This window comes from Streptomyces sp. NPDC002825, assembly GCF_040295385.1.
In the GTDB taxonomy this organism is placed as follows: Bacteria; Actinomycetota; Actinomycetes; order Streptomycetales; family Streptomycetaceae; genus Streptomyces.
This window is the reverse complement of sequence record NZ_JBEOVH010000050.1, coordinates 1-23639: the sequence shown is the minus strand read 5'-3', so window position 1 is coordinate 23639 and position 23639 is coordinate 1. Positions and strand designations below refer to the sequence as shown.

At 72.7% G+C, this 23639-nt stretch carries 18 protein-coding genes, 1 rRNA gene and 1 pseudogene; 5 read left to right on the top strand and 15 right to left on the bottom strand.

Translation table 11 applies throughout. The features are described from left to right. Positions 1-191 precede the first annotated feature (191 nt). Together ABT041_RS37070 and pyrG are read right to left on the bottom strand one after the other, a co-directional pair. Complete coding sequence (locus ABT041_RS37070; RefSeq protein ID WP_351193025.1) at positions 192-818, bottom strand: NUDIX domain-containing protein; 627 nt, start codon at positions 816-818, stop codon at positions 192-194. Between the two features lie 79 nt (positions 819-897). After that, positions 898-2547 (bottom strand): CTP synthase, encoded by a 1650-nt coding sequence (pyrG, locus tag ABT041_RS37065; protein WP_351193022.1) that lies wholly within the window; start codon positions 2545-2547, stop codon positions 898-900. A gap of 493 nt (positions 2548-3040) precedes the next feature. Between pyrG and ABT041_RS37060 the strand changes: the two genes are divergently transcribed. Together ABT041_RS37060 and ABT041_RS37055 are read left to right on the top strand one after the other, a co-directional pair. Next, positions 3041-4843 carry a glycoside hydrolase family 15 protein gene (locus tag ABT041_RS37060; protein WP_351193020.1) on the top strand — a complete coding sequence of 601 codons (1803 nt, stop codon included), beginning with the start codon at positions 3041-3043 and terminating at the stop codon, positions 4841-4843. A 69-nt stretch (positions 4844-4912) separates the two neighbouring features. Beyond that, complete coding sequence (locus ABT041_RS37055; protein ID WP_351193018.1) at positions 4913-6295, top strand: FAD-binding oxidoreductase; 1383 nt, start codon at positions 4913-4915, stop codon at positions 6293-6295. Between the two features lie 6 nt (positions 6296-6301). Here ABT041_RS37055 and ABT041_RS37050 read toward each other — a convergent pair whose 3' ends face one another. Further along, on the bottom strand, positions 6302-7945 hold the full coding sequence (locus ABT041_RS37050; protein ID WP_351193015.1) for a flavin monoamine oxidase family protein: 1644 nt from the start codon (positions 7943-7945) through the stop codon (positions 6302-6304). Positions 7946-7974: 29 nt separating this feature from the next. Then, positions 7975-9489, bottom strand: coding sequence for an APC family permease (locus ABT041_RS37045; protein ID WP_351193013.1), 1515 nt, complete (start codon positions 9487-9489; stop codon positions 7975-7977). A gap of 161 nt (positions 9490-9650) precedes the next feature. Here ABT041_RS37045 and ABT041_RS37040 point away from each other — a divergent pair, with 161 nt between their 5' ends. Further along, positions 9651-11273: a PucR family transcriptional regulator gene (locus ABT041_RS37040; protein WP_351193010.1), complete on the top strand. Its 1623-nt coding sequence runs from the start codon at positions 9651-9653 to the stop codon at positions 11271-11273. Between the two features lie 272 nt (positions 11274-11545). Here the strand turns inward: ABT041_RS37040 and ABT041_RS37035 are convergent, their stop codons facing one another. The 6 genes from ABT041_RS37035 to ABT041_RS37010 all read right to left on the bottom strand — a co-directional run bounded on the left by ABT041_RS37035 (position 11546) and on the right by ABT041_RS37010 (position 17396). Beyond that, positions 11546-12625: a glycosyltransferase family 4 protein gene (locus tag ABT041_RS37035; protein ID WP_351193008.1), complete on the bottom strand. Its 1080-nt coding sequence runs from the start codon at positions 12623-12625 to the stop codon at positions 11546-11548. Between the two features lie 148 nt (positions 12626-12773). Beyond that, complete coding sequence (locus ABT041_RS37030) at positions 12774-13559, bottom strand: hypothetical protein (RefSeq protein WP_502976695.1); 786 nt, start codon at positions 13557-13559, stop codon at positions 12774-12776. Beyond that, positions 13556-15307: a DNA repair protein RecN gene (gene recN / locus ABT041_RS37025; protein ID WP_351193005.1), complete on the bottom strand. Its 1752-nt coding sequence runs from the start codon at positions 15305-15307 to the stop codon at positions 13556-13558. Before recN ends, ABT041_RS37030 begins: the two co-directional genes overlap by 4 nt. 82 nt (positions 15308-15389) lie before the next feature. After that, the gene (locus tag ABT041_RS37020; protein WP_351193003.1) at positions 15390-16313 is read right to left on the bottom strand and encodes an NAD kinase; all 924 of its coding nucleotides are present in this window, start codon (positions 16311-16313) and stop codon (positions 15390-15392) included. Then, positions 16310-17125: a TlyA family RNA methyltransferase gene (locus ABT041_RS37015; RefSeq protein WP_351193000.1), complete on the bottom strand. Its 816-nt coding sequence runs from the start codon at positions 17123-17125 to the stop codon at positions 16310-16312. The genes ABT041_RS37020 and ABT041_RS37015 overlap by 4 nt, the downstream gene beginning before the upstream one ends. 7 nt (positions 17126-17132) lie before the next feature. Further along, a complete protein-coding gene (locus ABT041_RS37010; protein WP_351192998.1) occupies positions 17133-17396 on the bottom strand; it encodes a hypothetical protein in 264 nt (87 codons plus the stop codon). Positions 17397-17439: 43 nt separating this feature from the next. Here ABT041_RS37010 and ABT041_RS37005 point away from each other — a divergent pair, with 43 nt between their 5' ends. Then, positions 17440-17787, top strand: coding sequence for an SCP2 sterol-binding domain-containing protein (locus tag ABT041_RS37005; protein WP_351192996.1), 348 nt, complete (start codon positions 17440-17442; stop codon positions 17785-17787). Positions 17788-17865: 78 nt separating this feature from the next. Here the strand turns inward: ABT041_RS37005 and ABT041_RS37000 are convergent, their stop codons facing one another. Beyond that, positions 17866-18732 (bottom strand): ABC transporter ATP-binding protein, encoded by an 867-nt coding sequence (locus ABT041_RS37000; RefSeq protein WP_351192993.1) that lies wholly within the window; start codon positions 18730-18732, stop codon positions 17866-17868. A 111-nt stretch (positions 18733-18843) separates the two neighbouring features. Next, complete coding sequence (locus tag ABT041_RS36995) at positions 18844-19920, bottom strand: HAD hydrolase-like protein (protein ID WP_502976694.1); 1077 nt, start codon at positions 19918-19920, stop codon at positions 18844-18846. 78 nt (positions 19921-19998) lie between these two features. On the opposite strand from ABT041_RS36995, the gene ABT041_RS36990 reads away from it, so the two are divergent. Continuing rightward, positions 19999-21294: a DUF1015 domain-containing protein gene (locus ABT041_RS36990; RefSeq protein WP_351192991.1), complete on the top strand. Its 1296-nt coding sequence runs from the start codon at positions 19999-20001 to the stop codon at positions 21292-21294. A 65-nt stretch (positions 21295-21359) separates the two neighbouring features. Here ABT041_RS36990 and ABT041_RS36985 read toward each other — a convergent pair whose 3' ends face one another. From ABT041_RS36985 to rrf, 3 genes and pseudogenes are all read right to left on the bottom strand, one after another. Next, positions 21360-22112: a tetratricopeptide repeat protein gene (locus ABT041_RS36985; RefSeq protein ID WP_502976697.1), complete on the bottom strand. Its 753-nt coding sequence runs from the start codon at positions 22110-22112 to the stop codon at positions 21360-21362. A 582-nt stretch (positions 22113-22694) separates the two neighbouring features. Continuing rightward, positions 22695-23288, bottom strand: a pseudogene (locus tag ABT041_RS39160) (DEAD/DEAH box helicase); the annotation flags it as partial. A 260-nt stretch (positions 23289-23548) separates the two neighbouring features. Beyond that, positions 23549-23639 (bottom strand): 5S ribosomal RNA (gene rrf, locus ABT041_RS36975); the annotation flags it as partial.

Below are 23639 nucleotides of genomic sequence, written 5' to 3'. Positions count from 1 at the left end.
CCGGCGGGGGGCTCCGCACGGGCGATTCCGAGCGTAGTTCAGGGCGGGAGGGGGACCTGGCGGAGCAGCGCGGACGTTTCCCCCGATCGGATCAGCAGATCTTCACACCACGCCCCCGTTGTGGGCAGCCGTTCCGCAAGGTGCGGTGCCCACCCCGTTGTGGGCAGGCGTTCCGCAAGGGGCGCCGGGCCTTACGACTCGAACGGGCGGGCCGGCCAAGGCGTCGTCGCCGGGCGCAGCGACTCCACGTCGCCCCCCGCCCGCGCCGCCACCACCGCCAGCACCCCCGCCACCAGACACGAGTTGTGCAGCTCCCCCGCCAGAACCCCCCGCGCCAGCTCCGCCAGCGGCACCCGCGCCAGCTCCATGTCCGCCTCCTCGTCGGCGACCTCGTACCGCTCCCCCTCCGCGTCCGCGAGGTCCCGCGCGAGGAAGATCCGTACGGCCTCGTCGGAGCCGCCGGGCGAGGTGTAGAGGTCGGCGAGGACCTTCCAGTCCTCCGCCTTGACGTGCGCCTCCTCGTACAGCTCGCGCTGGGCGGCGTGCAGCGGGTTCTCGCCGGGCACGTCGAGCAGCCCGGCCGGGATCTCCCAGAGCTTCTGCCGTACGGGGTGCCGGTACTGCCGGAGGACGAGGACACGGTCCTGCTCGTCGAGGGCGAGGACGGCGACGGAGCCCGGGTGGACCTGGTAGTCGCGGCGGGCGACGGAACCGTCCGGCATGACCACGTCGTCCGTGCGGACACTCGTCTTCTTGCCCGTGAAGGGGGTGGTGGTGGCGACGACCCGCCACTCCTCCGGGGTGTCCTGCACCTGCATCAGTAGCCTCCCACATACGAAGAACCGGGGTACCGGTCCCGAAAGAGGACCAGTACCCCGGAAACGTTAACCCCAGAGGCTACTTCGCGGTCTTGCGCTCCACGGCCGCCTTCACCAGGCCCGCGAAGAGCGGGTGCGGGCGGGTCGGGCGGGACTTCAGCTCCGGGTGCGCCTGGGTGGCGACCAGGTAGGGGTGGACGTCCTTCGGGTACTCGACGAACTCGACGAGCTTGTTGTCCGGGGAGGTGCCGGAGAAGACCAGACCGGCCTTCTTCTCCAGCTCCGCACGGTAGGCGTTGTTCACCTCGTAGCGGTGGCGGTGGCGCTCCTCGACGTACGGCTCGTCGCTGTAGGTCTCGCGGACGACCGAGCCCTCGGCGAGCTTCGCCGGGTAGAGGCCCAGGCGCATCGTTCCGCCCAGGTCGCCGGCGCCCTCGACGTAGGCCAGCTGCTCCTCCATCGTGGAGACGACGGGGTGCGCGGTGGCCGGGTCGAACTCGGTGGAGTTGGCCTCGGGGATGTCGGCCAGGTTCCGCGCGGCCTCGATCACGATGCACTGCAGGCCGAGGCAGATGCCGAGCAGCGGCACCTTGTTCTCGCGGGCGTACTGGATCGCGCCGACCTTGCCGGACACACCGCGGTCGCCGAAGCCGCCGGGGATGAGGATGCCGTCGACGTCGCCGAGCTGCTTGGCGGCGCCGGCCGGGGTCTTGCAGTCGTCGGAGGTGACCCACTTGACCTTGACCCGCGCCTTGTTGGCGAAGCCGCCGGCGCGCATGGCCTCGGTGACCGACAGGTAGGCGTCGGGCAGGTCGATGTACTTGCCGACGAGCGCGACGGTGACCTCGTGGTCGGGGTTGTGGACGCGGTCCAGGAGGTCCTCCCAGACGGTCCAGTCCACGTCGCGGAAGGGGAGGTCCAGCTTGCGCACCACGTAGGCGTCGAGGCCCTCGGAGTGCACGACCTTCGGGATGTCGTAGATGGAGCGGGCGTCCGGGCAGGCGACGACGGCGGCCTCGTCCACGTCACACATCAGGCTGATCTTGCGCTTGATGGCGGTGGGGACCTCGCGGTCGCAGCGCAGCACGATGGCGTCGGGCTGGATGCCGATGTTGCGCAGGGCGGCGACGGAGTGCTGGGTCGGCTTGGTCTTCAGCTCGCCGGAGGGGCCGATGTAGGGCAGCAGCGAGATGTGCACGACGAAGACGTTGTCGCGGCCGACCTCGTGGCGGACCTGGCGGACGGTCTCCAGGAACGGCAGGGACTCGATGTCGCCGACCGTGCCGCCGACCTCGGTGATGACGACGTCGACCTCGTCGGTCGCCATGCGGCGGATCCGGGACTTGATCTCGTTGGTGATGTGCGGGATGACCTGCACGGTGTCACCGAGGTACTCGCCGCGCCGCTCCTTGGCGATGACCTGGGAGTAGACCTGGCCGGTGGTGACGTTGGCCGAGCCGTCGAGGTCGACGTCGAGGAAGCGCTCGTAGTGGCCGATGTCCAGGTCGGTCTCGGCGCCGTCGTTGGTGACGAACACCTCACCGTGCTGGAAGGGGTTCATCGTGCCCGGGTCGACGTTCAGGTACGGGTCGAGCTTCTGCATCACGACGCGCAGTCCCCGTGCCTTGAGCAGCATGCCCAGGCTGGAGGCGGTGAGGCCCTTGCCGAGGGAGGAGGCGACACCCCCGGTGACGAAGATGTGCTTGGTCGTCGTGGTGTTGGGCGGCATCGCCAAGAGGGGGCTCCCGTGGTCGCGTTCTGGAGGTGCGTACCGGCGTGCCCTCCGGAAGAATCGGGGGGTGCCGTCGCTGCGGTTTCGGGGTCCTCGGCTGTCGCCGTTTCCCACCGGTCCACGGGGTACCAGGGTATCAGCGACATCGGGAGACCGCTTCCGGCCACACGCGGCAGTCGGGTGTTCACGGACGGCGACGCGGCCGTCGGGACCGGGGGAAGGCGCAGCTCACCCGGGTGGAGCAGCGCACGGCCCGTGTGATCACTACGGTCGCCCGGGTGGCACGTATTCTGCTCGGACACCGCCCGCCGAGGAGGTCGGCGCCGCCCGCCGCTCAGGCAGGCCCGTTCGTCGAGCAGATCCGCTCGTCTCGCCGAGCAGACCGGTTCGTCCCGCACACTGGCCTTGCCGACATCGCACAGACATCACGCACATCAGCAGCAAGCGCCCCCTCGGGGGCGGACGTGGCCGTACGACTGGAGTGAAGCACGTGGCCGGGCGCATCGAGGATTACGCACTCATCGGAGACATGCAGACCGCCGCCCTGGTCTGCCGGGACGGCAGCGTCGACTGGCTGTGTCTCCCCCGCTTCGACTCGCACGCGATCTTCGCGGGGCTGCTCGGCACCGAGGAACACGGGTTCTGGCGGGTGAGCCCGGCGGGTCCGGCGGACGCGGAGCCGGCCCCGGCCGACCGGCGCCGCTACGTGGGCGACTCGCTGATCCTGGAGTCCGAGTGGGACACCCCGCGGGGCACGGTCCGGGTGACCGACTTCATGCCGCCGCGCGACGGCGCGCCGCAGCTGATCCGGATCGTCGAGGGCGTCTCGGGCCGGGTGCGGATGCGTTCCTCGCTGCGGATGCGGTTCAGCTACGGCCGGATCGTGCCGTGGGTGCACAAGGTCGGGGAGCGCACGGTCGCGGTCGCCGGGCCCGACTCGGTGTGGCTGGACACCGCTGTGGAGACGCACGGCAAGGACCTGACGACGTACTCCGAGTTCACGGTCACGCCCGGGGAGCGGATCACCTTCACCCTCTCCTGGCAGCCCTCGCACAAGCAGCCGCCGGCGCTGCCGGACCCGGAGGGCGCGCTGGAGGCGACCGCCGACTTCTGGCGGGAGTGGGTCGAGCACTGCACCTACCACGGCCCGTACCGGGAGGCCGTGATCCGTTCGCTGATCACCCTGAAGGCGCTGACGTACGCGCCGACGGGCGGGATCGTCGCCGCGCCGACGACCTCGCTGCCGGAGGAGATCGGCGGCGTACGGAACTGGGACTACCGCTACACCTGGCTGCGGGACGCGGCGATCACCCTGTCCTCGATGCTGCGCACCGGCTACCGCGAGGAGGCCCGCGCCTGGCGGGACTGGCTGCTGCGCGCCGTCGCGGGCGACCCGGAGAACCTGCAGATCATGTACGGCATCGCGGGTGAGCGCGAGCTCGGCGAGGCGGAGCTGGACTGGCTCCCCGGGTACGAGAACTCCGGCCCCGTCCGGGTCGGCAACGGCGCCGCGAACCAGCTCCAGCTGGACGTGTACGGCGAGGTCACGGAGGCCCTGCACCTGGGGCACATGACCGGCCTGTCCCGCAACGACTACGCCTCCCTGCTCCAGATCAAGCTGATCCAGTACCTGGAGACGCACTGGGACCAGCCCGACGAGGGCATCTGGGAGGTCCGTGGCCCCCGTCGCCACTTCGTGCACTCCAAGGTGATGGCCTGGGTGGCCGTGGACCGCACGATCAAGCTGATCGAGTCCGGGGACGCCGACGGCCCGCTGGAGCGCTGGCGCGAGCTGCGCGACGAGATCCACCGGGACGTCTGCGAGAAGGGTTACGACAAGGAGCGGAACACCTTCACGCAGTCGTACGGCTCCCAGGAGCTGGACGCCTCGCTGCTGCTCATCCCGCAGATGGGCTTCCTGCCGCCGGACGACAAGCGGGTCATCGGCACGATCGAGGCGATCCAGCGCGAGCTGTCCACGGAGGACGGCTTCGTGCTGCGCTATCCGACGGCCGGCGAGGAGGCCGGGGTGGACGGCCTGGAGGGCGACGAGGGCGCGTTCCTCGCCTGTTCCTTCTGGCTGGCGGACGACCTGGCGATGATCGGCCGGGTCGACGAGGCCCGCACGCTCTTCGAGAAGCTGCTCGCGCTCCGCAACGACCTCGGACTGCTCGCCGAGGAGTGGGACGCGCGGCTCCAGCGGCAGGTGGGCAACTTCCCGCAGGCCTTCAGCCATGTCCCGCTGATCGACACCGCGCTGCGGCTGACGGCGAGCGGCGCGTACGGCGGCTGAGGAGCGCCCCGGGGGGCACGGGACCTACGATGAGAGGGTCCTGTCCCCCCGTACGAAAGGGGGGCTCCCATGGCTCCCCATGTGTCCGAGAGCGCACTGGCCGGACTGGTCGAGGATCTGGCCGGTGAGGTGATCACGCCCGGCGATCCGGGCTACGACGAGGCCCGCGCCCTGCACAACGGCATGATCGACCGGCGCCCGTCGGTGATCGCCCAGTGCGCCACCCAGGCGGACGTGTCCAACGCGATCCTGTTCGGCCGCGAGGCGGACCTGCCGATCGCGGTCCGCGGCGGCGGGCACAGCGTCGCCGGGACCTCCATGATCGACGGCGCGCTGGTCGTCGACCTCCGCCGGATGCACGCGGTCGTCGTGGACCCGGAGGACATGACGGTACGGATCGAGGGCGGGGCGACGATGGCCCACCTGGACCACGCGTGCCAGCCGTTCCATGTGGCGACCACCGGCGGGCGGGTGTCCACGACCGGCGTCGGCGGCTTCACCCTGGGCGGCGGATCCGGCTGGCTGGAGCGGAAGTTCGGCCTCGCCAGCGACAACCTGCTGGCCGCCGACCTGATCACCGCCGAGGGCAAGCACGTCCACACGGACGCGGAGGAGAACCCGGAGCTCTTCTGGGCACTGCACGGCGGCGGCGGGAACTTCGGGGTGGCGACCTCGCTGACGCTGCGGCTGCACCCGCTGCCCCGGATGAGCGTCGCGATGCTGTTCTTCCTGCCGGAGAACGCGCCCGAGGTGGTGCGCACCTTCCGCGACCTCGGCCTGAGCGCGCCGGACGAGATGGGCGGCGGCGCTATCTATGTGCCTGCGCCCCCGGAGCCATTCATCCCCGAGGAACTGGTCGGGAAACTGGTGTGCGGGGCGCTGTTCACGTACACCGGGCCGGTCGGCGAGCTGCGCGAGTTCGCGGCGCCGCTGTTCGCGCTGAAGCCGGTGGTGGAGATCGTCACGGACATCCCGTACGTGGACCTGCAGTCGATGATGGACGATCCGCCGGGGCTGCGGAACTACTGGTCGGCCGAGTACCTGCGGGAGTTCGACGACGAGGCCGTGGACGTCTTCTGCGCCCGCGGCGCGGGGATCCCGGCGGGGACCGCCACCCAGCAGGTGCTGTTCCTGATGGGCGGGCAGGTGGCCGCCGGGCCCTCCACGTATCCGCAGCCGTGGCGCACCGCGCCCTGGGCGGTGCACCCGTTCGCGACCTGGGAGGACCCGGCGCTCGACGAGCGGGCGCAGCAGTGGGTGCGCGACGTGCGGGCCGATGTGCGGCCGTGGGCGCTCGACGCGACGTACCTCAACTTCGTCGGCGCCGAGGGCGAGCAGCGGATCGTCTCCTCGTTCGGCGAGGAGAACTACCGCCGGCTCGCCGCCGTGAAGGCCGAGTACGACCCCGACAACGTGTTCCGGTTCAACCAGAACATCGCCCCTGCCGGCTGATCCGGCTCATCGCAGCGCGGTGACCACCTCCTGGGCGGCGCGGGCGCCCTCGGTCGCGCCGCCTTCCATGAAGCCCTGGAAGTCGTACGAACAGTGCTCGCCGCCGATGTGGACGTTGCCCTGGGCGGTGCCCTCGTACCCGGCGTACCGGTGGAGGTATCCGACGGGCCAACAGGAGTACGCGCCGAGGGAGTAGGGGTTCTTGTGCCAGGCGGAGAGCTGGGCGCGGCCGGTGTACGCCTTGGAGGTGCCGGGGAAGAAGGCGTCGATGCCGGCCAGGTAACGCGTGACCAGGTTCCGTACGTACGGGTCGGACTCGGTGGAGAACGGCCCGGCCGGGTTCAGGTTCCGGGCCAGGCTGCCGCCGCCGTACTGGATGAGGATGCCGCCGGTGCCGCCCTGGACCTTGGTGGTGTCCCAGGTCTGCTGCACCTCGCTGTCCGTGAAGCAGTCGCCGGCGGAGACCCCGGGCCAGGCCCCGGTGCCGCGCCAGGGCCGCGTGCCGAACTGCATGTTGAGCTTGGTGCAGTAGCCCATGCGCGCGTCCCGCAGCAGGTTGCGCATGAGCGGGTCGAACCCGGCCTGGGAGGTGTCGAGTTGCTGGAGGATCGGCAGCGGGACGCACAGGATCGTGTGGTCGGCGGTGACGGTCCGGGTGGCGCCCGCCTCGGTGAAGGTGAGCGTCTGGGTGCCGTCGGCGTTGGCCCGTACGGCGTTCAGCGACCAGCCCGGCTTCAGCGTGCCGGGGGCGAGCGCCCCGGCGATGGCGTTGGGGAGCCGGTCGTTGCCGCCGACGACGTGGTAGCGCTCGTTGGACAGGCCCCAGATGTTGAAGTTGCCCGGATTGGTCTGGTAGCCCATGAGCAGGACGAGGGCGAGCGAGGACTGTTCGGCGGTGTCGGCGCCGTACTCGACGTTGTAGGCGACGTCGATGAACTTCCCCAGCGGTGAGGAGTGTCCGCCGGGGACGCGGGTCTCGATCCACTCGTACAGCGACATGTTGTCGAGGGCGGTGCCGGTGGGGGTGGTCTGGTTCCAGAACACCTCGCCCGCGTCGAGCAGGTCGCGGTGGAGGGCCTGGTAGACGGCGTTGAAGTCCTCGTCGGCCTGGGCGCGCGGGTAGTACGTGCCGTTGAACCAGAGGACCTCCTCGGCTCCGTTGGGTCCACCGCCGAGGAAGTCCTCGGTGGCCAGGCCGAAGCGGCGGCAGAGCTCCAGGATCTTCTTGTGGCTGGTGTCGATCAGCTCGCCGCCGATCTCGGAGGTCTGGCCGTACGCCCAGTGGTCCCGCTGGGTCCACATGCGGCCGCCGACCCTGGACGGGTTCGCCTCGTAGAGCACCGGGCTCAGTCCGGCGTCCTGGAGGGTGAGGGCGGCGGTGAGCCCGGAGATCCCGGCGCCGACGACGGCGATCCGGGCGGTGCTCCTGACCGGCGGGGCGGGCGTGGGGGCGGCCGCGGCGGGCACGGCCGATCCGACGCCCGCGCCGACGGCGATGCCGGCGGCGGTGGCGTACTTGAGGAGGGCCCGGCGTCCGAGGGCGTCGGCTCTCATGCCCCGCAGTTCGTCGACGGGGAGGTTCAGCCGTCGGGCGGCGGCGTGCTCGGCGGCGAGGTTCTTCAGGAGGTGCATCGGGTTGGTGCGTGCCATGGGGGCGCTCCTGGAGGGTGAGGGTGGGGTCAGCTCTGCGGTACGGAGGCGGTGACGGGGGCTTCTTCGTCGGTGCGCTCGGTGGCGTCCTCCAGGACGATCCGGCCGATGATCTCGTAGCGCCGGGGCTGCTTGACCTTGAGGTAGAAGCCGAGTCCGAGCCCGCCGAAGAAGACGGCGCCGACGATCCAGGGGATCGCCTTGAAGAAGAGGGAGTCGGCGGCGAGACCGGCCGCGGTCTCCATGTTCATGATCAGCAGTACGACGACGGCGATCATGCCGACGCCGCCGAGGAGCGGGGCCGTGAGGGTCTTGAACCAGTGCCGGTCCTCGGGGTGGTTCTTGCGGAAGTAGCCGATGACGGCGAAGGAGCAGAGGGTCTGGACGATGAGGATCGCCATCGTGCCGAGGATCGCGAGCAGCGTGTAGAGGTGGATGTACGGGTCCTGGCCGGTGAGCCAGAAGGCGGCGACGAGGCCGACGGCGATGACGCTCTGCACGAACGAGGCGATGTACGGCGAGCCGTGCTTGGCGTGCGTCCGGCCGAGCGCCGGGTGGAGGAAGCCCTCCCGGCCGATGGCGTACAGATAGCGCGCGGCGCACTGGTGGAAGGCCATCCCGCAGGCGAAGGAGCCGGTGAGCAGCAGCCACTGGAAGGCGTCGACGGCCCAGGCGCCGATGAAGGACTGGGTGGGCGCGAAGAACAGGTCGAGGGGGCTCGCGGACGAGGACAGCTTCACGGAGCCGGCGAGGCCGTTCCCCGCGATCGTCATCCACGAGACGTAGATGTAGAAGAGGCCGACGCCGATGACGGAGATCAGGGTGGCGCGCGGGATCACCCGCTTGGGGTCGCGGGACTCCTCGCCGTACATCGCGGTCGACTCGAAGCCGACCCAGGACCAGAAGGCGAAGAAGAGGCCGAGTCCCGCGGAGGTGCCGGTGAAGGCGTTCTTCGGGTTGATCGGCTCGACCGGGATGCCGTCCGGGCCGCCGCCGGCGATCAGGACGGCGGTGGCGACCGCGAAGAGGACGGCGATCTCCGCGACCAGCATCACGCCCAGCGCCTTGGCGGTCAGGTTGATGTCGAAGTACGACAGGACGGCGGTGACGGCCAGCATGACCGCCGCGTACAGGATCCAGGGCACGTCGACGCCGAGCTGGTCGGCGACCGTGGTCTTGGCGAAGTAGGCGAAGACGCCGACGATCGAGGCCTCGAAGACGATGTACGCGAGGACGGCGAGCATTCCGGAGGCCATGCCGGCGATCCGGCCGAGGCCGTGCGAGATGTAGCCGTAGAAGGCGCCGGCGGCCGTGATCCGCTTGGCCATGGCGACGTAGCCGACCGAGAAGACGGTCAGGACGACCGTCGCGAAGAGATATCCGGCGGGAGCGCCGGTGCCGTTGCCGAAGCCGACGGCTATGGGGAGGTTTCCGGTCATCGCCGTGATCGGGGCGGCGGTGGCGACGGCCATGAAGACGACGCCGACGAGTCCGACCGAGTTCGCCTTGAGCCGGTGGACCTCTGGGGTGGGGTTCTCTGCCATGGGCCGAGAGGATCCTCGCGCGTGACGTAGGCCACAATCGACATCCGGTCGCACAATTCCCGCCAGGGGGCGACGAGTTGTCGCCCTGGTGTACGAACTGTCCGGTCCCGTAACCGTCAGGTGATGTCGCCGGAACACGGACGCGGGTAGCGTCCGGCTCCATGGACAATCAGGGCGGGATCACCGTGCAGCGGGCGCTCGAGCTGCCCGGACTGCGCGGCGGGCTCCCGGAGGTCGTGGCCGGCGCGGACCGGCTCCACCGCACGGTGCGCTGGGTGCACGCGGGCGAGGTGCCGAACATCGCGTCGCTGCTCAAGGGCGGCGAACTGCTCCTCACGACGGGCCTCGGCCTGGGCACCCGCCCCGCCGAACAGCGCGCCTTCGTCCGCCGGCTCGCCGACCGGGGCATCGCGGCGCTCGTCGTCGAACTGGGCCCGCGCTTCGCCCGCCTCCCGGCGACGATAGTGGAGACCGCGCGGGCCGCCGGTCTGCCGCTCGTCCAGCTCCACCGCGAGGTCCCCTTCGTCGCCGTCACGGAGGAGATCCACACCGAGATCGTCAACGGCCACTACGCCCTCCAGCGGCAGGCCGAGGAGGTCCACCGGCAGTGCACCGAGGCGCTGCTCGGCGGCGGCGGGGTCCCGCAGGTCCTCCGGATCCTCTCCGACTTCGCCGCCAACCCGGTCTTCCTGGAGACCGCCGACGGACAGCTGCTCTACGCGGCGGGCACCGAGTCCGCGCCGGCCGACCCGCTCCAGGTGTGGGACGGTCTGCGCGGCCAGCGGGCGGCCCGCGAGTCCGGACCGCCCACGGGCACGGTCCTCGTCGACGTCCCCGGCGGCGGCCCCGGTACCGGCTCGGTACGGGCCCGCCTGGTCCTCCTCTCGGTCTCGGGCCCGCTCTCCCCGGTCCACCGGATGGCAGCCGAGCGAGCGGCCGGGCTCCTGGCCGTCGTCCTCATGCAGGCCCGCCAGGAGGAGGAACTGGCGGCCCGCGGCCGGGGCGACTTCCTGACGGACCTGGCGGAGGGCCGGATCTCGGCGGAGGACGCGCCGGCGCAGGCGAGGGTCCTGGGATTCAAGCCGGGCGAGGGCCCGCTGCTCCCTGTGGTGATGCGCCTCGCCTCGGAGTTGTCCCCCTCGGGCAACTGGGCCCTGCTGGCCCGGGCGGTCCTGGAGGAACTGTCCTCGGTGGGCGTCCCGGCCCTCCTGGGCGTCCGCCCGGTGGAAGGCCGGGTCCCGCTCCTCCTGGGCCTGCGCTCGGAATCGGAACGCACGGCGGTCGCGGACCGCGTCGCGGCGGCCCTGCGGGCGGGCGTGGAGCGGGCCGGCCTGGAACGGGCCGGGGTGCACCCGCCGGTGGTCGTGGTCGGCGTGGCGGGCGGCTGGGCCGCGGCCTCGGCGGGCCTGCGGCACGCCGCGGAGACGGCGGCGGCGGCGCAGGGCCTCTCGGACCTCCCGTGGTACGACGCGAGGCGCCTGGACATCGACCTGCTGCTCTGGCGGCTCCGGGACCACCCGGACCTGGCGGCGTTCGTGGACCGGGCGATCGGCCCGCTGCGGGACCACGACAAGGCGTCCCGCCCGCCGCTGCTGCCGACCCTCGAAACGTATCTGGCGCACGCGGGGCGCAAGGCGGAGACGGCGCGCGAGCTGCACCTCAACCGGCAGACCCTCTACAACCGGCTGGCCCGCATCTCCGAACTCCTGGGCACGGACCTGGACGACCCCCAGACGGTCCTGGCCCTCTCCCTGGCCCTCAGAGCCCGCCGCCACACGCTGTAGGGCCCCCGTGTGGGCAATCGTCCCTCCCCCAGACTTCGTCCGGGGGGACCCCAGGGCGGGACGGGTGGGCACACGGGACGGCGCCCTCCAGCGGCGCCTCCGCGTTCCGCGCCTGGACCCGCACCACGATGCGCGGCGCACGGTCGGTGCGGGTCGAGGCGCGGAAGCCTCTGGCGCCGGCAAGGGCTCCGTTCCGTTGCGGGTGGGCACCGCCCCTTCCGGAACGCCTGCCCACAACGGGCAGAAGCGCGGCCCACAACGGCGCGGAACCGCTACCGCCCCGACAGCTCGTCGTACACCGACAGGACGTGCGCCACCGTCTCGTCCTCCGTGGGCCAGGACCCCGCCTGCACCCGCCCGGCCGCCGCCAGGTCCATCCGCCGCTCCGCGTCCTCCAAGAGCCCCCGCACCGCCCCCGCCAGGGCCGCCGCGTCCCCGTACGGCACGAGCTCCGCCGCGTCCCCGACGAGTTCCGGTACACCGCCGACGGCCGTCGCGACGAGCGGCACCCCGAGCCGGAGCGCCTCCTGCGCGAGCAGGGAGCGGGCCTCCCACCGCGAGGGCAGGACCGCGACGTCGGCCGCCGCGAGCAGCTCGGCGACATCGTCCCGCCGCCCGATGAGCCGCACGGAAAGCCGCTCCTCGACGATCCGCCGCTGCAGGAAGGCCCGTTCACGCCCCTCCCCCGCGATGACGAGCAGCGGCTCCGGATCGAGCCCCCGCCACAAGCGCGCCGCGTCGAGCAGCGTCCGGTACCCCCGGCCGCGTTCGAGCGCCCCGACGGCCATGAGCAGGGGCCGGTCGACGGCGCCGAGTTCGGCGCGGGCCTTGCCGTCGTGGAGGCAGACGGGTCCGCGCGCGGCGGGCACGGTGACGGGGGCGAGACGGGCGTCGCGGGCCCCCCGCCGCCGCGCCCGGTCGACGAGTTCGGAGGAGGTGCCGAGGACGACGGTCGCGGCGCGCGCGGTCTTCCGTTCGAGGAGCCGCAGCACCCCGCCCCGCGCCCCGTCGACGTGGTTCCGGCTGTGCCAGGTGGTCACGAGCGGGGTCCGGGTGCCCCCGGCGAGCGCGAGCGCGGCCCGTACGGACGCCTGGAGCCCGTGCGCGTGGACCACGTCCGCGCCGATGCAGGCGTTGCGGAGCGCGGTGACGGTCGCGGGGTCGCCGAGCCGCGGCAACGGCACGAAATGCGCGCCGGCGCCCAGATAGTCGTATGCGCGGTCGAGTTCGGCCGGGGCGCACACGGTCACCCGCACGCCCCTCGCCACCAGCCCCGAGGCAAGTGATCGGACGTGCGCGCTGCTGCCCGCGCCGCCGCCGCCCAGCACTTGGACCGTACGGAGCTGTGTCACGCGCCCAAGGATGCCAGCCCGCACGCCCGACCGTACGCACGTTCCGGCACCGAAATGGCGTCGTTCCCCTGCACGGAAGGCGTACGGCACGACGACTCGCACGGCGGGTTCACCCACCCGGGTGAGCGCACAGGGAGCGACCGCGCCCTCAGGCGGAAGCCGCGCGCTCCCCCCACGCCGCCGCGGCGACCAACGCACCGGCATGCGCGGCGAGCCCGAGCCGCCCGTTGGCGGCGGCGACGGCACTGCCGACGGCGGCGCCGAGCGCGTGCGCGCCGGTGTCGCCGAGCATGGTCTCCTCGCCGAGGTCCTCGCCGAGGAGGGCCGCGACGGCACCCATCGGCGCGGCGGCGAGCGACCCCCGCAGCAGCCCCGGCGCACTGATCCCGAGCACGAGAAGACCCGCGCGCCCCGGCCGTACGTCCACGAGGTTCACCAGGTGCGCGGTGCCGGCGATGACGACGCCGGCGAGGACCTTGTCGAGGGGCTTGTCCTTGAGGAGGGCTCCGGCGATGAGCGAGGCGGCACCGATCCCGAACAGCTTCACGGCCCCGCTGGTCACCTCACCGTCCCGAAGCGCCCCCAGGTGCGCCCGGAACCCGCGCCGGTGGTCGCCGCGCAGGTCGTCGTACCGCCCGCAGACGGCCGCCGCGGCGACGGCGAGGGAGGCGGCGGGCGCGGCGGGCAGGACGGCGGCGGCCGAGCCGAAGGCGACGGCTGGACCGGCCAGCAGGGAGACGGGGCGGTCCGCGTAGTTGGTCCGCTGCCAGCTCCGCGGGTTCCCCGGCGGCCGTCGCCTCAGCTGCCCGTACGCGACCCGGGTCGCCCCGAGAGCCGCGGCGAGGGTCCCGACCCGCCCGAGCCCGGCGGACGCGGCAGCGCCCCGCCCGGGACCGGCAGCGCCCGAACCGCCCCGGCCGACGCCGCGCGTCACGCGTCCGCCCGGGCCGCGGCCAGGAGTTCCTCCGCGTGGGCCCTGGCCGTCTCGGAGTCCTCCTGGCCGGCGAGCATCCGGGACAGCTCCCGGACGCGCTCCTCGCCCTCCAGGACGGTGACGCCGGAGCGGGTCACGGAGCCGTCGTTGGTCTTCTCGACGAGCAGCTGCCGGTCGGCGAAGGCCGCGACCTGCGGGAGGTGGGTGACGACGACGACCTGCGCGGACTTGGCGAGCTTGGCGAGCCGCCGGCCGATCTCGACGGCCGCCTTGCCGCCGACGCCCGCGTCGACCTCGTCGAAGAGGTACGTCGGCACCGGGTCGACCCCGGCGAAGACGACCTCCACGGCGAGCATCACGCGGGACAGCTCACCGCCGGACGCGCCCTTGGCGATGGGGCGGGGCGGGGCGCCGGGGTGCGGGGCGAGCAGCAGCTCGACCTCGTCGGCGCCGGTCGGCCCGTAGGCGACCCGGCGGCCGCCGACCTCGATGCCCGAAGCCTCGTCGACGGACTCGGTCTGCGCGATGGCGAAGGACACGCGCGCGTGCGGCATGGCCAGCGAGGCGAGCTCGGCGGTGACGGCGTCGGCGAACCGGGCGGCGGTCTCCGTGCGCGCGTCGGTGAGCGCCTGCGCGAGCACCGACAGCTCGTCGCGCAGCCGGTCGCGCTCGGCGGTGAGCTCCTCGATCCGGTCGTCGTCGCCGTCGAGCTCGCCGAGCCGGCCGGCGCTCTCCTCTGCCCAGGCGAGGACGGCGGAGATGTCCTCGCCGTACTTCCGGGTGAGCTGGGTGAGGGCGGCCCGGCGCTCCTCGACGGCGGCGAGCCGCAGCGGGTCGGCGTCGAGGTCGTCGGCGTATCCGGCCAGCTCCTGCGCCACGTCGGACAGCAGGATGGAGATCTCGCCCATCCGGTCGGCGAGCCCGGCGAGCGCGGGATCGTGCGACCGCACGGCCTCCAGGGCCCGGCCCGCACCCGCGACCAGGGTGGTCGCGTCGACGGCCTCGGGGTCCTCGGGGTTGCCCGCGAGCGCGCCGTGCGCGAGCGCGGCGGCGGAGGCGAGGGCTTCGGCGTGGCCGAGCCGCTCGGCCTCGGCGGCGAGTTCGACGTCCTCGCCGGCGCGCGGCTCGACGGCCTCGATCTCGCCTAGCCCGAAGCGCAGCAGATCGGCCTCCTGGGCCCGCTCACGCGCGCGCGTGGTGATCTCGTCCAGCTCGGCGGTGACGGCCCGCAGCCGCCGGTAGACCTCGCTGTAGGCGGCGAGCGGCACGGAGACGGCCTCGCCCGCGTACCGGTCGAGCGCGCCGCGCTGCCGGGCGGGCTTGAGCAGGCCCTGCTGGTCGGTCTGGCCGTGGACGGCGACGAGTTCGTCGGCGAGCTCGGCGAGGAGCCCGACGGGCACGGAGCGCCCGCCCAGGTGGGCGCGCGAGCGTCCCTCGGCCGAGACGGTGCGGCTGACGAGCAGCACGCCCTCGTCGAGCTCCGCCCCGGCCTCCTCGGCGCGTACGGCGGCGGGCGCGCCCGCGGGCACGCTGATCCGTCCCTCGACGACGGCCGACGCCGCGCCGATCCGCACCAGGGCCGGGTCGGCACGTCCGCCGAGCAGCAGCCCCAGGCTGGTCACGACCATCGTCTTGCCCGCACCGGTCTCACCGGTCACCGCGGTGAAGCCGGGCGACAGCTCGACCACCGCGTCGTCGATGACCCCGAGCGACCGTATCCGCATCTCCTCCAGCACGCCCCAGACCATACGAGGTTTCCCGGGTCGGATGCGACATCGCCCCCGTGCGTAACCCTCGGGAGCACCACTCGTTACGGAGCGGGCCGGGGGATCAGTGCGGTGCTCCCCGCCACCCCGAGACGGGGAGGGCGAACTTGGCGACGAGCCGGTCGGTGAAGGAGGCGTGGTGCAGCCGGGCGAGCCGCACGGGCACGGCGCCCCGCCGCACCTCGACGCGCGCGCCCGCCGGGAGTTCCACGGTCCGCCGACCGTCGCACCACAGCACTCCGTGCGGGGTGTGCGGCTCGACCTCGACGGCGAGCACCGACTGGGGGGTGGTGATCAGCGGCTTGGCGAAGAGGGCGTGGGCCCCGATCGGGACCATGAGCAGCGCCTCGACCTCGGGCCAGACGACCGGGCCGCCCGCCGAGAAGGCGTACGCGGTGGAGCCGGTGGGTGTCGCGCAGATCACCCCGTCGCAGCCGAAGCCGGTCACCGGGCGCCCGTCGATCGCGAGGACGACCTCCAGCATCCGCTCGGGCGAGACCTTCTGCACGGCGGCCTCGTTGAGCGCCCAGTCGCGGTGCAGGACGTCCCCGTTCTCGTACACGACGACGTCGAGGGTCATCCGCTCCTCGACCTCGTACGCCTTGGTGACGACCCGGTCGACGACCTTGTCGAGGTCGTCGCGCTCGGCCTCCGCGAGGAAGCCGACGCGCCCCAGGTTGACGCCGAGCATGGGCACGCCGGAGGCGCGGGAGAACTCGGCGCCCCTCAGCAGGGTGCCGTCGCCGCCGAGGACGACGAGGAGTTCACAGCCGTCGAGCGCGTCGGAGCAGGCCTCCGGCACCTTCTCGACGGACGGCGGCAGCGGCAGGTCCGCGGCCTCGGCCTCCAGGACGCGGACGCCGATGCCGCTGCGCAGCAGCCCCAGGACGACCAGTTCGGCGCTGCGCACGGCGGCCGGACGGCCGGTGTGCGCGAGCAGGAAGACGGTGCGTGTTGTTCCCGATGGTGCTGCTGCAGTTGAGCTCAACGAGGTCCCTCCGCCACGGCGCGGTCGACGTCCGCCGGATCCAGCGCGGGCGCGCCTGCCCGCAGCCACAGAAAGTACTCGACGTTGCCCGAGGGGCCGGGCAGCGGGCTGGCGGTGACGCCGAGGACGCCGAGGCCGAGCTCGCCGGCCTGCCGTGCGACGTTCTTCACGGCGTCCGCGCGGAGTTCGGCCGAGCGTACGACCCCGCCCGTGCCGAGCCGCTCCTTGCCCACCTCGAACTGCGGCTTGACCATGAGCACGAGGTCGGCGCCGGGCGCAGTGCAGCCGGCGAGGGCCGGCAGGACGAGCCCCAGGGGGATGAAGGACAGGTCGCCGACGACGAGGTCGACCGGGATGCCGTCGATGGCGTCGATCGTCAACTCGCGTACGTTCGTGCGGTCCTTCACGGTGACGCGCTCGTCGCTCTGCAGCGACCAGGCGAGCTGTCCGTAGCCGACGTCGACGGCGACGACATGGGCGGCGCCCGCCCGCAGCAGGACGTCGGTGAAGCCGCCGGTGGAGGCTCCGGCGTCCAGGGCGCGCCGTCCCTCGACCACGAGCCCCTGGGGCACGAAGGCGGCGAAGGCACCGGCGAGCTTGTGGCCGCCGCGCGAGACGTAGTCGGGGTCGGAGTCGTCCTGGGCGACGACGATGGCCGCGGCGGTCTCGACCTGGGTGGCGGGCTTGGTGGCGACGGTCTTGCCGACGGTCACCCGGCCCGCGGCGATCAGCTGGCTGGCGTGCTCGCGCGAGCGCGCGAGCTTGCGCCGTACCAGCTCGGCGTCGAGACGGCGGCGTGCCGGTCCTGCCACGTTCGGTTCAGCTCCTGTTGTCGTACGGACGGGGGGCGGGGTGCGTGTCGAGCGAGGTCAGCTCGGCGCGCAGTCCACGGTGTACATCCTCGTACACCTCCAGGTGTCCGTCCGCCGGGAGGTGGTCGAGCTCGGCGAGACGCGCGAGCGCGGCGTCGACGGCGGGATGGCCGGTGAGCTCCAGGGCGACACCGAGCGGCGCGGGCGCGGCGGGCTCGTACGTCTCGGCGGGATCCTGCGCCCGCGGGGCTTCGGGGGTGGTGTCGCTCATGGCCCCGACGCTACCGCGAAGCCCTGGGGTACCGTCGACGGCGATGGCGACGATCACGGAGTGCCGCGGCGCACTCGACAGACTTTCGGACAATCTCGCGCGGGCGGACGAGGGCGTGCGCGGCGCGGCCGCGTTCGACCGCAGCCTGAGCTGCCACATCACGGACCTCGACACGACGTTCACGGGCCGTCTCGCGGACGGCCGGATCCGGGTCGACGGGACGGTGGACGGCCCGCCGCCGGCGAAGGCGCAGATCCGGCTCGCGATGACCGGCGACGACCTGGTGGCGATGGTGGACGGCGAGCTGAACTTCGCGAAGGCCTGGGCCGCTGGCCGGGTCAGGCTGGAGGCGGGCTTCCGCGACCTCCTCCGGCTGCGGTCGCTCCTGTAGCCCGAGGTCGCACCTGAGGAACCGGCTCTTCCCTTCCGCGACCCCCTGCGGCTGCGGTCGCTCCTGTAGCCCCGGGCCTCACTTCTGCAGCACGGGCTCCTGAGGCGCCGGCTCCCCGGTCTGTGCCGGCACGGCGGTCCGGCCGCGCGCCTTCCGCCCGGCCGGTACGACCAGCGGCGTCCCCGTCTCGGGGTCGTCGATGACCTGGCAGCGCAGCCCGAAGACCCGCTCGACGAGATCGGCGGTCACGACCTCCGACGGCGGGCCCTCGGCGACGACCGCGCCGTCGCGGACGGCGATGAGATGCGTCGCGTACCGGGCCGCGTGGTTCAGGTCGTGGAGGACGGCGACGAGCGTCCGCCCCTGCGTCTCGTGCAGTTCGGCACACAGGTCGAGGACGTCGATCTGGTGCTGGATGTCGAGGTACGTGGTGGGCTCGTCGAGCAGCAGCAGCGGCGTCTGCTGGGCGAGCGCCATCGCGATCCAGACGCGCTGGCGCTGCCCGCCCGAGAGCTCGTCCACGTACCGCCCGGCGAGCTCGGCGACACCGGTCGACTCCATGGACTCCCGGACGATCCGCTCGTCCTCCGTGGACCACTGGCGCAGCAGGCCCTGGTGCGGGTAGCGGCCGCGCGCGACGAGGTCGGCGACGGTGATGCCGTCGGGGGCCACGGAGGTCTGCGGCAGCAGCCCGAGGGTCTTGGCGACCTTCTTGGCGGGCATCGTGTGGATCGACTGCCCGTCGAGCAGGACACGGCCCTCGCTGGGCTTCAGCATCCGGGAGAGGGCGCGCAGCAGGGTGGACTTGCCGCAGGCGTTGGGCCCGACGATGACGGTGAACGAGTTGTCGGGGATCGCGACGGACAGCTCGCGGGCGATGACCCGCTGCTCGTACGCCAGGGTGACCGATTCCGCGCTCAGGCGCTGCTGCTGCCGACCGTCCATACCCGCACTCCCGCTTCTCGTCCGTGGCCGTGCCCGGCGGTGACGACCACGATCCACGCGGAGTTAGGTTAGCCTACCCAACTTTCACCCCCTGCCCAGGGCGTCGGCGTCTCACACCCCGAGCAGCGCGAGCACCTTCCCCGCGTCCGGCACGCCCCCACCGGGCGCGTCCGCGGCGGACCACGCTGCCCCGCACAGCGCCCGCACCCCGTCCATCACGTCCGCCCCGTCCCCCGGCGTGCCGTCGAGGACGAGCTCACCGCCGCTCACGGAGGCCCGCCACCCCCCGCACACGAAGCCCCCGTCCCCTTCCGCGACGACCTCGGGCTGCCCCGTGAGCAGTCCCCGCAGATCGCCCGCCACATACGTCGGCCGGTGCTCGGGCACGGCCGCAAGCAGCTGCGCCACGTCCGTCACCCCGGTCAGCACGAGCAGCGAGTCCACCCCGCCGTTGAACGCGCCCTCGATGTCCGTGTCCAGCCGGTCCCCGACCACCAGCGGCCGCTCCGCCCCCGTCCGCAGCACCGTCTCGCGGTGCATCGGCGGCAGCGGCTTCCCGGCGACCTTCGGCTCCACGCGGTGCCCGGTGGCGATCCGTACGACCTCCACCGCCGCCCCGTTCCCCGGCCCGATCCCCCGCGCCCCGGGAATGGTCAGGTCCGTGTTCGAGGCGTACCAGGGCACCCCGCGCCCCACCGCGTACGCAGCCTCGGCGAACCGCGCCCACGGCATCCCCGGCCCGCCGTACCCCTGCACGACGGCCGCGGGGTCGTCGTCCGCCGACTCCACCGGTACGAGTCCCCGCTCGCGCAGCGCCACCCGCAGCCCCTCGCCGCCGACGACCAGCACCCTGGACCCGGCCGGCAGGTCGTCCGCGATCATCCGGGCCACCGCCTGCGCCGAGGTGACCACGTCCCCGGCCTCCGCCGGCACCCCCAGCTCCGTCAGGTGCTCCGCCACCTCCCCGGGCGTCCGCAGCGCGTTGTTGGTGACGTACGCCAGGTGCATCCCGCCGGCCCGGGCCACGCCGAGCGCCTCCACGGCGTGCGGCACGGCCTCCCCACCCGCGTACACGACCCCGTCCAGGTCGAGGAGCGCCGTGTCGTACGCCGCGCTCAGCGCGACCGCGCTGCCCCCGGGGAGCTTCCTGCCGCCTTCGCGCCGTCCCTCGCCGTTCCGCACCGTCACCGCACACTCCTCAGATCACCGGGTGAATTCCCCCACTCTCCCGATCATCGCTCATGCCCGCGCACATACGATGACAGGATGAACACCTCAGGTCACGCGGCCGACGACGTCCGCGACGACGCCACAGGCCTCCGCCTGGCCCCGTTCCGCGGACTCCGTTACGTCCCCGAGCGGGTCGGCAGCCTCGCCGCCGTGACGTCTCCCCCCTACGACGTCGTCGTACGACCTGACGGACTGCTCCATCTGGAGTCCGCCGACCCGCACAACATCGTCCGGCTGATCCTCCCGCAGGCGATCACCGCAGGCACCCGCCACCGCAAGGCCGCCGTCACCCTCGACCGCTGGCTCGCGGACGGTGTCCTCGCCCCGGACCCGGAGCCCGCGCTCTACGTGTACGAGCAGAACGGCGACGGCATCCTCCAGCGCGGCGTCATCGGCGCCCTGGAGCTCTCCACCCCCGCCGAGGGCATCGTCCTGCCCCACGAGGACGTCATGCCGCACGTCGTCGAGGACCGCGCCGCCCTCATGCGGACCACCGCCGCGAACCTGGAGCCGCTGCTCCTCACCTACGTCGGGGCGGAGGAGGGCGGCGCCGACGCCGTCATCGAGCGCACGGTCCAGCGCGAGCCGCTGCTCTCCACCACCACGGAGGACGGCTTCCAGCACCGCCTCTGGTCGGTCACGGACCCCGCCGAACTCGCCACGATCGCCGGCGAACTGGCCGGCCACCAGGCCCTCATCGCCGACGGCCACCACCGCTGGGCGACGTACCTGCGCCTGCGCGAGGAGCACGCGGCCCCCGGCCCCTGGAACTACGGCCTGGTCCTCCTCATCGACACCGCCCGCTACCCGCTGCGGGTCCGCGCCATCCACCGCCTCCTCAACCGCCTGCCGGTCGCCGACGCCCTCACGGCCCTCGGCGACTCCTTCCGGGTGCGCCGCATCGACCGGCCGCTCCCGAAGGCCCTGGAGGCCCTGGAGTCGGCCACGGCCGAGGGCAACGCCTTCCTCCTCGCGGGCGACGGCACCTTCCACCTCCTGGACCGCCCGGACCCGGCCCTCCTGGAGCGCACGATCCGCACGGACCGCCCCCAGGCCTGGCGGACCCTGGACGCGACGGTCCTGCACTCCACCCTCCTGGAGCACGTCTGGCACATCCCGGACGCCCCCGAGGACATCTCCTACATCCACGACACGGAGGCGGCGGTCGCCCAGGCGGAACGCCGCGGCGGTACGGCGGTCCTCATGCACCCGGTGCGGGAGGAGGTCGTCCGCGACCTCGCCCGCCAGGGCGTCACGATGCCCCGCAAGTCGACCTCCTTCGGCCCGAAGCCGGCGACGGGCCTGGTCCTGAGAAGCCTGGCGCTGGACTGAGCGCGCACGACAACGAAGAAGGGCGGCACCCGTCGGGTGCCGCCCTTCTTCATCACGTCGAGGGATCAGCCCTTGTCGCCGTCCCGCTCGTCGTCCTCGTCCTCGTCGTCGTCGTCATCGTCGACGTCGTCATCGTCGACGTCGAGCTCGACATCCACGACATCCGTCTCGTCGGACTCGTCGACCTCGTCCTCGGACTCGTCGAACGCGTCGACGAACTCGACGCCGTCCATCTCGGCGAGCCGGTCGGAGGCGTCCGTGGCGCCGTCCTTGTCGGCCTCCAGGGCCTTGGCGAACCACTCGCGGGCCTCGCGCTCACGGCCGGCGGCGAGGAGCGCGTCGGCGTACGCGTACCGCAGGCGCGCGGTCCACGGGTGCACGGCGCTGGAGGCGAGCTCGGGGCTCTGCAGGGTCACGATGGCCGCGTCGAGCTGACCGAGGTCCCGGCGGGCGCCGGCGGCGACGAGCCGCATCTCGACCTGTCCGGCCTTGTCCAGCTTCTGCACCTCGGGCTCACCGGCCATGGCGAGGGCCCGCTCGGGCCGGCCGAGGCCGCGCTCGCAGTCGGCCATGACGGGCCACAGCTCGACACCGCCGCTCATCCGGCGAGCCGCGCGGAACTCGGCGAGGGCCTCGGAGTACTTCTGCGTGGCGTACGCGGCGAAGCCGGCGGCCTCGCGGACGGCCGCGACACGGGACGCGAGCCGCAGGGCGACACGGGAGTACCCGTACGCCTTCTCCGGGTCCTCGTCGATGAGCTGGGCGACCATGACGAGGTTGCGCGAGACGTCCTCGGCGAGCCCCTTGGGCAGGCTCATCAGCTCCTGGCGCACATCGGGGTCGATCTCCTCACCGGTGACCTCCGGCGGGATCGGCAGACGCTTGATGGGCGCGCGGTCGCCACGGTCCCGGTCGTCACGACGCCCGAAGCCACCCCGGTCGTCCCGGCCGCGGTAGCCACCGCGCTCGCCGCCACGGTCGTCGCGGCCACGGTACCCACCACGGTCGCCGCCGCGGTCGTCACGGCGGAAGCCACCGCCACGGCTGTCGCCACCACGGTCGTCACGACGGAAACCGCCGCCGCCACGGCTGTCACCACCGCGGTCGTCACGACGGAACGACGAGGGACGCTCGTCACGCCGATCGTCACGACGGTCGTCGCGGCGGTCGTCACGCTGCCCGTACGAGGGACGGTCGTCACGACGGAACGACGACGGACGCTCGTCACGCCGGTCGTCACGACGGAAACCGCCACCGCGGCTGTCGCCACCACGGTCGTCACGACGGAAACCGCCACCGCGGCTGTCGCCACCACGGTCATCACGACGGAAACCGCCACCGCGGCTGTCGCCACCACGGTCATCACGACGGAAGCCACCGCCACGGCTGTCGCCACCGCGGTCATCGCGACGGAAGCCACCACCGCGGCTGTCGCCACCACGGTCATCACGACGGAACCCACCGCCACCGCGGCTGTCGTCACGCGAGGGGTACGAGGGCCGGTCGTCGCGGCGGAAGCCGCCACCGCGGTTGTCGTCGCGGCGGTCGTCACGCTGCCCGTACGAAGGACGGTCGTCACGACGGAACGACGACGGACGCTCGTCACGCCGATCGTCACGACGGAAACCGCCACCGCGGTTGTCACCACCGCGGTCGTCACGACGGAAGCCACCACCGCGGTTGTCACCACCACGGTCGTCGCGACGGAAGCCACCGCCGCGGTTGTCGTCACGGCGGTCGTCACGCTGCCCGTACGAGGGACGGTCATCGCGACGGAACGACGGACGCTCATCACGCCGGTCGTCACGACGGAAGCCACCACCGCGGTTGTCGCCACCGCGGTCGTCGCGGCGGAAGCCACCGCCACGGCTGTCGCCACCGCGGTCATCGCGACGGAAGCCACCACCGCGGTTGTCACCGCCACGGCTGTCGCCACCGCGGTCGTCACGACGGAAGCCACCACCGCGGTTGTCACCACCGCGATCATCGCGACGGAAGCCGCCACCGCCACGGTTGTCGTCACGACGCGGCCCGCGGAAGCCGCCCCGGTCGCCACCGGCACCGTCCCGGCGACGCGGCTCGCGCTCCGGACGGTCGTCGGGAGAGTTGGTGGACATCGGTGTGACTCCTGTCTTCGGGTACTGCAGTCATTCTCGCGCAGCCGGCACTCAGCCGCGCATCGGAAAAGTCAAGCAAAAAACAAAAGGACCCCTGGTCCCAGCGTGAACGCTGGGACCAGGGGTCCTGAAGAATTGTTCGGCGGCGTCCTACTCTCCCACAGGGTCCCCCCTGCAGTACCATCGGCGCTGAAAGGCTTAGCTTCCGGGTTCGGAATGTAACCGGGC